The sequence below is a fragment of the Metabacillus indicus LMG 22858 genome (assembly GCF_000708755.2).
GTDB classification, from domain to species: Bacteria; Bacillota; Bacilli; order Bacillales; family Bacillaceae; genus Bacillus_P; species Bacillus_P indicus.
Genome location: NZ_JGVU02000006.1, coordinates 295,220 through 308,771, shown reverse-complemented (window position 1 = coordinate 308,771; position 13,552 = coordinate 295,220). Strand labels below are relative to the sequence as shown.

The 13,552-nt window shown below is 45.3% G+C and carries 13 protein-coding genes; 6 read left to right on the top strand and 7 right to left on the bottom strand.

Features of this window, described 5'->3' with window-relative positions; translation table 11 throughout:
* Window positions 1-17: 17 nt before the first annotated feature.
* Complete coding sequence (locus AZ46_RS16015; RefSeq protein ID WP_029284435.1) at window positions 18-305, bottom strand: hypothetical protein; 288 nt, start codon at window positions 303-305, stop codon at window positions 18-20.
* A 197-nt stretch (window positions 306-502) separates the two neighbouring features.
* Here AZ46_RS16015 and fumC point away from each other — a divergent pair, with 197 nt between their 5' ends.
* Together fumC and AZ46_RS22000 are read left to right on the top strand one after the other, a co-directional pair.
* A complete protein-coding gene (gene fumC / locus AZ46_RS16010; protein WP_029284433.1) occupies window positions 503-1,888 on the top strand; it encodes a class II fumarate hydratase in 1,386 nt (461 codons plus the stop codon).
* 91 nt (window positions 1,889-1,979) lie between these two features.
* Entirely contained in the window at window positions 1,980-2,156 is a 177-nt protein-coding gene (locus AZ46_RS22000) for a hypothetical protein (protein WP_158001644.1), read from the top strand.
* Window positions 2,157-2,451: 295 nt separating this feature from the next.
* On the opposite strand, the gene AZ46_RS16000 is transcribed toward AZ46_RS22000, so the two are convergent.
* From AZ46_RS16000 to AZ46_RS15990, 3 genes are read right to left on the bottom strand one after another with little or no spacing between them, the layout of a single operon-like run.
* A complete protein-coding gene (locus AZ46_RS16000; protein WP_051865601.1) occupies window positions 2,452-3,450 on the bottom strand; it encodes a hypothetical protein in 999 nt (332 codons plus the stop codon).
* Window positions 3,451-4,341 carry an ABC transporter permease subunit gene (locus tag AZ46_RS15995; protein ID WP_029284427.1) on the bottom strand — a complete coding sequence of 297 codons (891 nt, stop codon included), beginning with the start codon at window positions 4,339-4,341 and terminating at the stop codon, window positions 3,451-3,453. It abuts the gene before it with no gap.
* Window positions 4,335-4,643: a TIGR04104 family putative zinc finger protein gene (locus AZ46_RS15990; RefSeq protein ID WP_035207246.1), complete on the bottom strand. Its 309-nt coding sequence runs from the start codon at window positions 4,641-4,643 to the stop codon at window positions 4,335-4,337. The genes AZ46_RS15995 and AZ46_RS15990 overlap by 7 nt, the downstream gene beginning before the upstream one ends.
* A gap of 145 nt (window positions 4,644-4,788) precedes the next feature.
* On the opposite strand from AZ46_RS15990, the gene AZ46_RS15985 reads away from it, so the two are divergent.
* The 3 genes from AZ46_RS15985 to AZ46_RS15975 all read left to right on the top strand — a co-directional run bounded on the left by AZ46_RS15985 (window position 4,789) and on the right by AZ46_RS15975 (window position 8,537).
* On the top strand, window positions 4,789-6,453 hold the full coding sequence (locus tag AZ46_RS15985) for an AMP-binding protein (RefSeq protein WP_029284425.1): 1,665 nt from the start codon (window positions 4,789-4,791) through the stop codon (window positions 6,451-6,453).
* Entirely contained in the window at window positions 6,450-8,009 is a 1,560-nt protein-coding gene (locus tag AZ46_RS15980) for an acyl-CoA carboxylase subunit beta (protein ID WP_029284423.1), read from the top strand. Before AZ46_RS15985 ends, AZ46_RS15980 begins: the two co-directional genes overlap by 4 nt.
* 69 nt (window positions 8,010-8,078) lie before the next feature.
* A complete protein-coding gene (locus AZ46_RS15975) occupies window positions 8,079-8,537 on the top strand; it encodes an NUDIX domain-containing protein (RefSeq protein WP_029284421.1) in 459 nt (152 codons plus the stop codon).
* Between the two features lie 139 nt (window positions 8,538-8,676).
* Here the strand turns inward: AZ46_RS15975 and AZ46_RS15970 are convergent, their stop codons facing one another.
* From AZ46_RS15970 to AZ46_RS15960, 3 genes are all read right to left on the bottom strand, one after another.
* Window positions 8,677-9,228, bottom strand: coding sequence for a dihydrofolate reductase family protein (locus tag AZ46_RS15970; RefSeq protein WP_029284419.1), 552 nt, complete (start codon window positions 9,226-9,228; stop codon window positions 8,677-8,679).
* Between the two features lie 146 nt (window positions 9,229-9,374).
* Window positions 9,375-10,718: a sensor histidine kinase gene (locus AZ46_RS15965; protein WP_029284417.1), complete on the bottom strand. Its 1,344-nt coding sequence runs from the start codon at window positions 10,716-10,718 to the stop codon at window positions 9,375-9,377.
* Window positions 10,718-11,386 (bottom strand): response regulator transcription factor, encoded by a 669-nt coding sequence (locus AZ46_RS15960; protein WP_029284415.1) that lies wholly within the window; start codon window positions 11,384-11,386, stop codon window positions 10,718-10,720. Before AZ46_RS15960 ends, AZ46_RS15965 begins: the two co-directional genes overlap by 1 nt.
* Window positions 11,387-11,899: 513 nt before the next feature.
* Between AZ46_RS15960 and AZ46_RS15955 the strand changes: the two genes are divergently transcribed.
* The gene (locus AZ46_RS15955) at window positions 11,900-13,153 is read left to right on the top strand and encodes a S1C family serine protease (protein WP_051865598.1); all 1,254 of its coding nucleotides are present in this window, start codon (window positions 11,900-11,902) and stop codon (window positions 13,151-13,153) included.
* The last annotated feature ends 399 nt before the right edge of the window (window positions 13,154-13,552 follow it).

Below are 13,552 nucleotides of genomic sequence, written 5' to 3'. Positions count from 1 at the left end.
TCTATTGTATTGAATGTTCAGGCATGACTATGACTCTTCACTCTGCGGGAGTAAAAGCGTCCGATGAAAACGACGACTGCAAGAGCCGAACCCGCTGTTAGCAGCATTCCGTCCGGAGTATGGTGGCTTCCGGCTAGCTGCCATAGTTTATAAGGGATAACAGAGATTGAAGCGAGAATAAGAAATCCGAGATAGATTTTAAGAATACCTTCTTCTTTTTTCTCGGATTGTTTTATTTTTGCAAGAGAGTCCAATGAAAAAACCAACAGAAGCAAAGCAGCAGCAATAACAGCGATATCTCCCATTTTTTCACCTCATTTATTTTTAAACAAACGTTTGATTAACCGGTTTAAGCTTGATATACGGGTCTTTTAATATGAGCAGATTTTCCTCTGCTTCTTTATTTTATCAAAAAATCCAGCAGGAAAATGGGGAGAATGAAAGGTTTATATGAACATTTCTTGAATAAAAAGGGTAAAGAAAAAGAGACGGAGGTGGAAGCATGGATTTTCGTATTGAAAAAGACACAATGGGTGAGATCAAGGTTCCTGCTGATAAGTTTTGGGGTGCCCAAACGCAGCGGAGCAAAGAAAACTTTAAGATTGGGACAGAGCGCATGCCGATCGAGATGATTGATGCGTTTGCGATTCTAAAGAGAAGTGCTGCTAAGGTGAACAGCAGCCTTGGCATGCTGAGCGACGCGAAAGAGCAGGCAATTGTACAGGTGTGTGACGATATTCTGGCCCGCAGGCTGGACGGACATTTTCCGCTTGTTGTCTGGCAGACCGGCAGCGGTACCCAGAGCAACATGAACGTCAATGAAGTCATCGCGAACAGGGCAAACGAATTGCTGAGAGAAACGGATGAGACCGTTCATCCAAATGATGATGTGAATATGGGGCAGAGCTCCAATGACACATTCCCTACCGCGATGCACGTCGCAGGAGTGCTTGCTGTTTTTGATTCTCTTATTCCCGCCATTGATAAACTCTATCTGACACTCCTGAATAAATCAAAGGAAAATGAAGATGTCGTGAAGATTGGTAGAACCCATCTGCAGGATGCTACACCGCTTACTCTTGGCCAGGAAATCAGCGGCTGGGTTCACATGCTTCACAAGTCCAAGGACATGATCAGGCTTTCTGTTGAAAAGATGCGCGACCTCGCCATCGGAGGAACGGCGGTAGGGACGGGTATTAATGCGCATCCGGATTTCGGAAGGCTTGTGGCTGAGGAAATAAGCCTCTATACTGCGACGAAATTCCAGACGTCGGAAAATAAGTTCCACGCCCTCACAAGCCATGATGAAATCGTGTTTGTGCATGGTGCGCTTAAGGGGCTCGCAGCCGATTTAATGAAGATTGCAAACGACGTCAGGTGGCTTTCAAGCGGACCACGGTGCGGAATCGGCGAAATTACCATTCCTGAAAATGAACCAGGAAGCTCCATCATGCCCGGAAAGGTCAATCCGACTCAAAGCGAAGCCATTACCATGGTCGCCGCTCAAGTGATGGGAAACGATGCAGCAATCGGCTTTGCTGCAAGTCAGGGAAACTTTGAACTCAACGTGTTCAAACCGGTGATCATTTATAATTTTCTGCAGTCTGTCAGGCTTTTATCAGATTCAATCCACTCATTTAACGACCACTGTGCCATCGGCATAAAGCCAAATTTAGCAGTCATTGAGAAGAATCTGAATGAATCTCTGATGCTTGTCACGGCCTTGAACCCTCATATCGGATATGCAAATGCAGCGAAAATTGCCAAGGAAGCCCATAAAGAGGGAATAACGCTTAAAGAAGCAGCCGTAAAGCTGAATCTTCTGACCGCATCCGAATTTGATGAATATGTGAATCCGCTTGATATGATTGGACCTAGAGGAGAATAGACAGGTGTGCCGCTCGCTAATAGAGCGGTATTTTTTTATGGAAAAATATTACTCTTGGTGTATAATCACTTCTGAAGGGAGATGGAAAATGATGTCCAGGAGATTTATCGGAGCTGTCCTTATTTTACTTGGTGCTATTGTTATGGCAATCAATGTTCTGTGGTTTCAAAACCACGAACTGTACGATACTGTGAGAATCGCTTCGTTTGTTAGTTTCATAGCGGGATTTTTGCTGATTCCGAGGTATCAGGAAAGAAAGAATTCATAGAAGAAGGTTAGGCCGTTATCTAAGAAAAAACTTTCAGACCAGTTTCCTCCCACGGGAATGAAGGAGAAATTTATGCTAAGGAACGATAAAAAAAGGCTCATAGATAAGAAATATAAAGAGATTATCAATCAAAAGAAAGCGGAAAAGAAACACACGGCAGAGGCGTTCTTTATTATTCTCTTTTTTGTTTTGATTTTTGTTCTCAATGCATTTTTTAAAGGATTTTAAAGAGAGTATTTTTTTCTTCTTCCTCGTTAAAAAACAAATACCCAAAGTAAATCCTTTGGGTATTTCGCTATTGAATAATGTGAAAGGGGCCGCTCCCTGACTTGCTGGCGGGCGTTACTTCAGCACTTGTGTCAGGTGCCCTCTTCGGGTCTCCGTTAAAAATAACCTCTTTTAATGCATCATTCATCAAAGAAAAGCAGATGGCCGTGACAGCGAAAAAAGATATGGGAACAAGGGCAATCCATTGCTGAACATACAAGTAGCCGAGGCTGTCTCCAATCATACCGGACCACTCATAGGAAAAGGTCCGCGGCGGATCACCACCCATTCCATACGAGACAACGGTTCCTCCAAAAAAAAGTTTAAAGACCCCTAAATGTGCAAGAAGAAGAAGCACCTGAATGAGCTGCTGGCCAAAAAGAAGCATCCAGCGTTCATAGAGGACAGGAATGATGTGTTTCATGAAAAGGTGTGATTTTCTTCCGCCAAGCGTTTTTGAGGCTTCGATAAAGCTCTCATCCAAGGTCATCCGAATTTCTCCTGAAAGCTGCATCGAAAGGGACGGGACAGCAATCAGAACAAGAACAGCCGTATGAAAAGCAACTCTTTCAAACATCGTGGACTGAAATCCTTCCGGAGGCATCCACAGGACACTATGCAGAAGAAAAAAGGCAAAGATGGTCTGCGGAACGACTGAAAAGGGTTCGCTTAGAGTCTTGATGAGCTTAAAAAAGAAAGGCTTCATGGAGCAGATGAAGTAACTGAAAATCAGGGAGCAAATCATCCTCAAAAGCGCAATCAGAATGGTCATGCCAATTGTATACTTTGCTCCTTCCACTATCATGTGAAGAAGATCGAATCCGAAACGGTCTGAGCCCAGCAGAAATACTTCAAGAGGAGCGTAGGGCGGAGCGTGTTTTACTCCGCCATCCGAATCTTTTACATATCTGATCTGCTGGATCTCGCCGTCATTAATGAGTGTATTTCCAATACTTAAAAGCAGAAGGGCAGACAGAAAAAGAAAACTGATCAGAAATCTCTTTTTCTTTAATAATTGGACAATCATTTACTGAGTTTCCTTTCTGATAGAGCTGCTGATTCTCTCAAAAACCCTGTATAAAATGAAAAGCGGAATAAAAAGAGTGATACAGCTGAGTGTAAAAACCTCAGGTGTCGAAGCAATGAACACAAAACTCAATAACCCGTTTAAGTTAAACAGATATTCAACAACAGCCATGGTAGACAGCATGGACCAGAACACTGTTTTTGCCGAACCGAACAATGCGCCTGCAATGTTTCTCATTACATGCATGTTCAGAATATAAGAATAGGAAAAACCCATCGAGCGAACCAGTTCTATGTAGCTCTTATCTAACTCTTCCGTTATGTACTGAATAAGCATTTTTGAAAGGAAAAAAGAGACTGGCAGGGCGATGCACAATATGGGAAGGAGGACGGCCTGATTTTCAGAGCCTGTTGTTGCAAACTGGGCAAGCTTGATGCCTGTAGCTTTTAAAAAGGCAATGACGCCTATCTGCAGAAGGACGAAAATCATGACATCCGGAACGGCTTCCAGGATTCCCAGCAGTTTAGTGATTTTTTTCAGGTTTTTTCGCATCAGCATAAGGGCAGCGTATGCTGTGACAAACGAAAAAAAGAATGCCGCCGCAACGCCTCCGAGGAAGATCGGGATGGTAATACCGGCGCGTTCCGCGATGATCGGCACCATGGGCACTCCTTCATATGTCATTTCATGCAGCATGAGCAGTTGCATGGCGATTTCTGCTGTCTTTTCCGCGTAGCCGGCTGGATCAAATTGAAAGCCATTAATAAATACCGGAAGTGAGCCTATAAGAATAAGAACCGCGATGGAAAGAAGAATCTGCAAAACGAGCAGCAGCAGCTGCCTGCCGAAGGAAGTCACACGGCTTTTGCCAGAAAACTCTGCCTCTACCAAAGCGGCTTGTCCTCTTCAATATATTCATAGTAATAAGGCGATAAAAGAACAGATAAAAGTCCGGCAGCAACGATGGCGCCTATTCTCACACCTGTAGCTGCACCAAACATTGTGCAGATCACGCTTGCAGCAATAATCGGACCGGCGATAAGCAGCGTTCCTTTTGTACGTGATTTCGGAGTCGGATACAGTTTTGTGCCGCATTTAGGGCAGGTTAGGATTCGGGTGAATTTCAGTGATGTTATAAGCGTTTCCTTCCAGGAGAAGGAATAGCGGCAGGATGTGCAGACTGGAAGTTTCAAGTGGTGTAGCCTCCTGTTGTTTTCTTTTTATTTTAGCATGATTATAGAAAAATTTAACATAATCATTTCTCTGACAACGATCTATTTGTATAATAAGAGAATAACATACTAACCGGTCAGTCTGAAGATCTCAATGAAATGGGGAATGAAGATGACAGCTTATTGGCCAGATTATCTTTCTGAAACGCTTATCTATCAACAGGGAGAAAAGCCGCTTCATGAGTACATGAAGAGACACGCTGAAGAAAAGCCTGACTCGGCAGCCTATATTTACTATGGAAATAAGATTACGTGGAGAGAGCTCTACAAAAAAACCTGCCAATTATCAGCATATCTGAGCCGCAATGGAATTGGGCAGGGGGATGCTGTTGGGCTGTATATGCAAAATTGTCCGCAGTATATCATCGCCCACTACGCCATTCAAAAAATTGGCGGTGTGGCAGTTCCTCTTAATCCGATGTACAAAGAATCCGAACTGTCTTATTTTCTGAAAGAGTCAGGCATGAAAGCAGTTATTGCAGGAGATGAGCTGTTTCAAAGAGTAAAAGCAGCCGCAGAATCAAATAAGACCGACCTATTGGCTGTAACGGCTCACTACGGGGATTTTCTGCCTAATGCTCCAATCTTTAAGCTCCCTTCCGATTTGGAAAGACAAAAACAAAAAGACTCGTCCGCCAAGGATATTCAGGATATTTTTCAGTATGAGGACCCGCTGGAAGAGAGTGCTCCTATTGATTTATGGGAAGGCGAAGGTCTGATGGTTTTTACTTCGGGAACAACAGGAAGACCAAAAGGAGCCCTGCTCACATGCGGAAGTTCCCTTTATAAAACGGCGGCAACAGCTCAGGCAAATGAGATGGGGGAACAGGATGTTTCTCTTGCCGCAGCCCCTCTCTGCCATATCGCAGGGATGGTCATGGGAGTAAACATTCCTGTTTATACAGGAAACACGTGCATCCTCCTGACAAGGTTCGACCCAGAAACGGCCGCTGAAGCAATTGAAACCTATAAAGTGACTGTCTGGTACAGCATTGCCCCCATGAATGCGGCGATTTTGAAGACACCTGGAGCAAAAGACAGAGATTTATCTTCCTTAAAGCATAATCCGGCGACAAGTTTTGGAACGGCCGTAACAGAGAACCTTGCTGACAAATGGAGAGAGTTTACAAAAGGATGCCTGATGCATGAGGCATCATACGGACTGAGCGAAACTCATACATGCGATACTTTCATGCCGAAGGATAAGATTAAGTTTGGAAGCTGCGGAATACCGGTCTATCAAAATCACATTCTTATCGTGGATTCTGAAACCGGTCAGCCGTGCGACCAGGGACAGCGCGGAGAAATCGCGGTCCGCAATCCGGGAATTTTTAAAGGATACTTGAACAGACCGGATGAAACACTGAAAACAATTGTTAACGGCTATGTGAGGACAGGGGATATCGGAATGCTGGATCCGGATGGCTATCTTTACTTTTACGGGCGATTGAAAGAGATGATAAAAACGTCAGGCTACAGTGTGTTTCCTGAAGATGTCGAGGCGCTGCTGAACGAGCATCCCGCAGTTATGCAAAGTGCGGCAATCGGAATGCCCGATGAAGAAAAGGGAGAACGCGTCAAGGCTTTTATTGTGCTTGCTCCTGAATATAAGGGCAAGGTAACCGAGAAGGAAATTTTAACATGGGCAAAAGCGCATATGGCCATCTATAAATCACCAGGAGAAGTTGAATTTCTGGATGCCCTGCCTGCCACAAGCTCAGGCAAAGTGTTGAGAAGGGAATTAAAAACAACGAGGGAGGCAGCGAAATGAAAACACATGCAAACGAGGTGGATGATGCAGTACTTGACTTGCACAAAAGAAAACAAAAAGCACTCCTTGGAGGAGGACAGGACAAAATAGACCGCCAGCACAGCAGCGGATTTTACACGGCGAGAGAAAGAATTGCCCTGCTTGCAGATGATGACAGTTTTCTTGAGCTCGGAATGCTGAATCATTCAGACAAGGAAGGCGCAGCTGAAAAAAGCTACGGAGACGGTCTGATTACAGGTCTTGCAAAAGTCGACGGACGGCCTGCCGTTGTAATGGCCGGTGATAAAACCGTTTTTGCCGGTACAGAGGGGGCCGTCCATATCCGCAAATCTAAAAAAGTACATGAATATGCTTTGAAAAGGGGCCTTCCTCTTTTTAACCTGAACGAAGGCGGAGGACTCAGAATGCCTGATGGAATGGGGTCTGACGGAATCAGCGACAAGCTTTTCCCGCAGGAAATGCTGACTCATTCGAGGCAGGTTCCATTGATGACGGCAATTCTAGGCGACAGCTTCGGCGGCCCAACATGGATGGCCGTTTCATCTGACTTCGTCACTATGCTGAAAGGGACCTGCATGGCGATTGCAGGTCCGAGAATGCTTTCTATGGCTACCGGGCAAAAGGTAGAAACGGAAGAGCTTGGAGGATGGAGGGTTCATGCGGATCACACAGGCCAGTCAGACTCTTTTGGCGATACAGAAGAAGAATGCATCCTGCAGATGAAAAAATTCTTCAGCTATATGCCGCTGAATAGCGGGGAGGAACCCATGTTTAAAGAAACAGATGACGATCCGTACAGAAAGCTTGAAAGGGTTCTTGACATTCTTCCGAAACAGAAAAACAGAGTCTATGATATGAAAGAGATGATTAAAGACATCGCTGATGAAGGGGAGATGTTTGAGTATAAAGCGGCGTACGGGGAAGGCCTGATCACGGCTTTTGTGAGAATGGGAGGGAGAACGGCGGGCATTGTGGCCAACCAGCCAAAGAAATTTGCGGGTGCAGCTGGCCCGAAAGAGTGCGATAAAGCCATTGATTTTATATGTTTATGTGATTCTTACCATATTCCGCTGATTTTCCTGCACGATACTCCCGGATTCAGAATAAGCCAGGATGCTGAGCGCGAAAAAATGCCGACTAAAATAATGATCTGGAACCAGGCTCTTGCACAGTCCACTGTACCTAAGATTTCAGTTGTCATCAGAAAAAGTGTCGGGGCAGCATACGGAAACATGTGCGGTCCTTCAATGGGAGCGGATTTCGTTTTTGCCTGGCCGACAGCCGAGATTAATTTCACTGGTCCTGAAGTTGGGGTTAATGTTGTGTTTGGAAGACAGCTGCAGGAAGAAACCAATCAGACAGAGGCACGGAAAAAGCTGCTCGAGCAGTGGGCTTTTGACAGTTCTCCCTATAAAGCAGCTTCCAAACACTACCTCGATGATGTCATTGATCCAAGAGATACAAGGAAATATTTGTGCAAGGCGCTGGAATACGCTTCATACAAAAACGGAACGAAAAGCGAGCGCAGGCTTGCCAATTGGCCGACAGGCTATTAAAATACCTGTTCGAATTCAGGAAAGTCCTCTATAATAAAAAAGCTATTATTTTCCAAGGGGGATTTCACTATGGTTCGGACAGCTTCAAAAGCTATCATACTAAAGGATGGAAACCTTGTTGCCATCAAAAAAGAGGATGATCAGGGGTATTATTACATTCTGCCTGGCGGCGGACAGGAACAGGGTGAGAATCTGCACGAAAACCTGCGCAGGGAATGTCTTGAAGAAATAGGGGTAGAAGTAGACATTCACGAGCTGGTATTTGTCAGGGATTATGTCGGCGGAAACCACGGATTTGATGATCAGGGATTTCATCAGCTGGATATGATGTTTCTCTGCACCATCAAACAGGGGCAGCCTGAACCTGCAGCGGGAACGGTGCCGGATGACGGTCAGGTTGGAGTGGAATGGCTACCTGTAGAAGCATTGAGGGATTACAGGCTGTATCCCGTCACGGTGAGAGATGAGATTATGAAGCTTCATCTTGGGGAAAAGCCGGAGAAGGTTTATTTGGGAGATGTTAATTAGCTCATCCGTACTACCAACGGATTCTGCTAAATGGTTTTTAAATGTCTGCCGGGTTCAGCTGCAGAGTGCTCAGCAATATAAAGATCAAATAAAAGAGCAGACCAATTAGCTTAGCTGATGGTCTGCTCTTTTATGAATATCAAGGATATATAATATCGTAAGCAGCTTTAAAGACTCCGCTGGAATATTGTTTTATGTCCACTAATTCTAATTTGTAAACTGGCTTCTCACTACCAAACAGAGAGATGCCTTCACCGACCATAATTGGATTAACCTTAAGTACTAATCGATTTATGAGTTTATGTTTAAGCAAGGAACCAGCCAACGCGCCGCCGCCGCATAGCCATATCTTCCCGTTTTCTTTTTGTTTAAGATTTTCAATAAATTCTATAGCATCTTCTTTAATCAGTTCGACTTCCTCGTTCGACTCAAATTGTATGGAGTTCGAGAAGATATAGTGTTTTATGCCTTTATAGCCGGGTTCACCCGGTTTAGCGCCGAATTGAAACCCAAACTCATATGTTTTTCCGCCCATTAACACTGCATCGTATTGCTGAATATCTGATAAAAAATCCGGGACATGATCCCCTTCGAATAAAAAGAGAGATTTATCAATATTTCCATCTATCATCCCTTGATCTGCAATAAAGTTGTCCAGTGAAATAGCAACATGGTAAATGATTTCAGCCATCTGTCATCCCTCCAATTAATTAACTGATATTTCCATGTTAACATAGTGCTCTGAGCAAATCGTTCATTTTGTAATGAAAAAGCAAACCATATCATGTGTGAAATGGTTTGCTTCGTTTCTCATGGGCTTTTATAAATTGCAGATTATCACACCGGAATCTTCACATAAAACGTACTCAAACCATGTTCATTGACTGCCCAGACTTTTCCTCCGTGCAGCTCTGCAATGCGCTTGACGATGTTCAGACCGAGGCCGAATTCTCCGTTGCTTCCTTTGTGGAACGGTTCGAACAGGTGCACAAGAATATCCTCCTCAATCGGAGGGCCGTCGTTCCAGATTTTCAGCAGGTAGTCAGAGCCTTCCCGGGTAAGCTTGGCACCTATGATTGTATCTGCATATCTCAGCTGATTTTCAAACAGGTTTTCAAGAAGTTTCATCCACAGCTCCTGGTCTCCGTGTATGACGGCTTCTTCAAGCTGGATGCTGTAATCGAGTTCCTGCCTGCTCCATCTGATGCGTTCGATGACCTCCTGGACAATCCGGTTCAAGTACAGTTTTTCCTTTGAAGCATTCCGGGATGAGAGGTAATCAAGTTTTGTGATGTAAAGGAGGTCTTTGATTTTTTTCTCAAGCCGTTCTGATTCTTCTTCAATGACTTCCATCGTGCTTGTCAGGTCGCCCTTCGGATAGATGCCGTCATTGACGGATTTTGCATAGCCTCTGATGACCATGACAGGAGTCTTCAAATCATGGGAAATGTTTTGAAGAAGCGTGCGCTGGGCTTCATCTTTTTTCACAAGCCTCTGACGCATTTGTTCAATGGAAGAACCAAGCTTTCCGATTTCATCGCTGCGCTCAAGAATGACAGGCTCATGCCAGTCTTCATTGGATATCCGTTTGACATCCTTCTCGAGTGAAACAAGCGGGCGCGACAGGTATTTTGCAAGCCATATAGATGGAAGCCAGCTGAACAGAAAGACGATGATCATGACAAGGACAAGCTGTTTGAACAGGGTCAGCACAAGGTCGTTTCTGTAGGAGTCCCATGCATAGGAAAGCAAAAAGGCGGGCTGCCCGTCGAGCGAGACTTTTTTGATGACAAAAAAGAGCCGTTCATCGCCTATGACGCGTGAATATTCCTCCGTAATGGCTTCCTGTCTCGCTGCAAGAGACTGTGTCTCCTGCAAAAAGCGGAGCGGAAGCTTTTTTTCGTTATAAAAGAAAGGAGCATTTTCAGGAAGGATAATGTGCTGAACCGAGCGGTCCGGAGACAGCTTCTCGCCGTTTGGATTCAGCGGGTCCATATCCATATCCCCCTGCAGGCGGTATTCGGTCAGGATGTGCTGTTCGTTTTCAATCGTATTGTAGATTTCATTTGTAAAAAAGTTTCTCAGGGTTGTCGGAAAAATGATCATTAAAACAAGCGAAATTAATAAAAGGATGCCTGAAATAACAATCCAGATCTGAAAGGCGAGGGATTTGTTTTTCATCAGGCAGTCAGCATCCTGTATCCGTACCCGTAAATGGTTTCAATTTTCAAGTCCGGCATTTTCTTTCTTAGTCTCCGGACAAGGTCATCCACGACCCGGTCCGTCCCGAAATAATCACTTCCCCAAATGTGCTCAATCATCTGCTCGCGTGAAAAGGCCTGTCCTTTGTTATGCAGGAACAGTAAAAGCAGGTCAAATTCCTTTGATGTTAAGTTCAGATTTTGCCCGTCAAGCGAAACAGAACGGATGCTTTCGTCAATTGTGTATGGCGGCAGCGTCACCGTATTTTTCGCCGGGGCGGATTCATACAAACGGGTCAAGAGTTTCTGAACCCGGATGACGAGCTCCCTCGGGAGAAACGGCTTTGATATGTAATCATCGCTTCCGAGCTCAAGGCCGAGCACCCTGTCAATATCCGTATCCCGTGCGGATATGAAAATAACCGGGGTATCCGGTGAAGCCGCTTTGATCTCTTTGATAAGCTGATATCCGTCTACACCGGGAACCATAATATCGAGCACCCACAAGTGAGGCGTTCTGTCTATTGCCGCACGCGCGCTTTCTCCGTCTGTAAAAGCAGTCACGCTGTATCCTTCTTTTTCAAGGTATTTTGTCAGTAAATCATTGAGATTCTGTTCATCTTCAACAAGGAAAATCGAATATGTCATTCTGATTCACCCTCCTCTTATTGGTCATTATACTATGGGGGAGCAGGGGAAATCATTTTTTTGATGTCTAGCTTCGCCTCCCAGCCCTTCCGTCAGAACAAAATCCCCCAAAAAGTCAAACCCGGACTTTTCGGGTGATTTCTTTTCTGCCTGTCAGGGCTAAACGGTCGGCTCCGCTTTTCGTGGTGTCTAGCTCAATCAGCCAACTCCTCTGTCAGACAAAATCCCCCAAAAAGGCGGGGCCCGGACTTTTCGGGTGATTTCTTATCTGCCTATCGGAGCTAAACGGCTGATTCCGCTTTTCGTGGTGTCCAGCTCCATCGCTCAACTCCTCTGCCAGAACAAATCCGTCAAAAAAGTCAAACCCGGACTTTTCCGCCGGATTCTTATCTGGCTCCCGGAGCTAAACGAGCGATTTCGCTTTTCTTACAATTTCCCACATTTCTCTCATCTTTCTCCCAAAAAGATTTCTTATAGTAGAGTCAACAAAGAAATTCACCGGGAGGAATGAAGATGGGATATTACGATGATACGGAACGGAAAGAGGCAATGGAGCAGGAATCACGGGAGACCAACAGATACGTACAGCCGCAGAAGAAGCCGTCCAGAATGCGAGGCATTCTTTCATCGGTTATCAGCGGTGTAGTGGGCGGGGCGCTTGTTCTTGGTGTTCAGCCGTATTTTGAAGAAGAGACCGGCAGCAATCAGCCTTCTTATTCTGTTGATTCCAACACCGCTCAGGAAAACAGCACGAATGAGGTAAATACGCAGCCGCTCAGTTCAACGAATAATATTGCTGATATGGTTGAAAACCTGTCCCCTGCGATTGTCGGTATTTCCAATAAACAGCAGCAGCGCAGCTTTGGAGGCGGCACGCAGAGCGCTGAAGCAGGTACCGGCTCCGGGGTTATTTTCAAAAAAGACGGGAACACGGCTTACATCATTACAAATAATCACGTCATTGAAGGCGCAAGCAGCATTGAAATAACGTACTCGGACGGCGAGAAATCAGAAGCTGAACTGGTAGGTGCGGATCCGCTGACAGATACGGCTGTGTTGAAAATTGACAGCAAATATGCAAAAGCTGTCGCGCAGTTCGGGGATTCAGGCAAGCTTCGCGCAGGTGAACGGGTTGTAGCGATCGGTAATCCGCTCGGCCTTGATTTCTCCCGCACAGTGACAGAAGGAATCATCAGCGGAACAGACCGGACTGTACCGATTGAAACGTCTGAAGGAAATTGGGATTTGAGCGTCATCCAGACGGATGCTGCGATTAACCCGGGAAACAGTGGAGGCCCTTTGCTGAATATGAACGGTCAGGTCATCGGCATCAACAGCCTGAAGATTACGCAGGACGGTGTTGAAGGCATCGGCTTTGCGATTCCAAGCAATGACCTGCAGCCGATTGTGGATGAACTACTTGAAAAGGGAAAAGTTGACCGCCCGTTTCTTGGGGTCGGCCTGATTGATCTGAGCCAGGTGCCGGAGCAGTACCGCACAAATACGCTAAAGCTTCCAAACGATGTGACAGAAGGTGTGTTTGTACAGGGTGTCAGCCCGGGTTCTCCTGCATCTGAAGCAGGCATGAAAGAAGGAGACGTTATCGTTGCCATGAACGGCACGAAGATCAAAAGCTCAGGTGAACTGCGCAAATTCCTCTATTCACAAACGGCGATCGGGGATGAAATAGACGTAGAATTCTACCGGCAGGGAGAGAAGGTCACTGAAAAGGTGAAGCTTTCTCAAAAAGAGGTTGTGAATAGTTAATATAGATCCCCCTTTTGTTGGCGGCTCCTTGGATGGAGCCGTTTTTTCTGTTTGGATTGTAAGGATGCGAGGTTGGACTGTTAGAATGGCAAATTCGCTTGTTAGAGCAGTAGTTTGGATTGTTAGACAGTAGTTTCCGCTTGTTAGAACTCTGATTTGGACAGTTAGCTCCATTTTGTCCGTTAGTGCCAATCATACATGAACCCTTCAGCCTAAAATTGACCCTGAAGTCCGCGCCTTACGACCTGTTTCGACAATATCCAACATTTTCATCCTCCGCTTCCCTCAAAAAAACGGAATGGTTTCGAACAAATATGGTATCACAAAACGCATAATTGATAACAATGCTCTTTTTGATGCAACATAACAGAACGGATGCCATGAAATAAGGAGATCAAC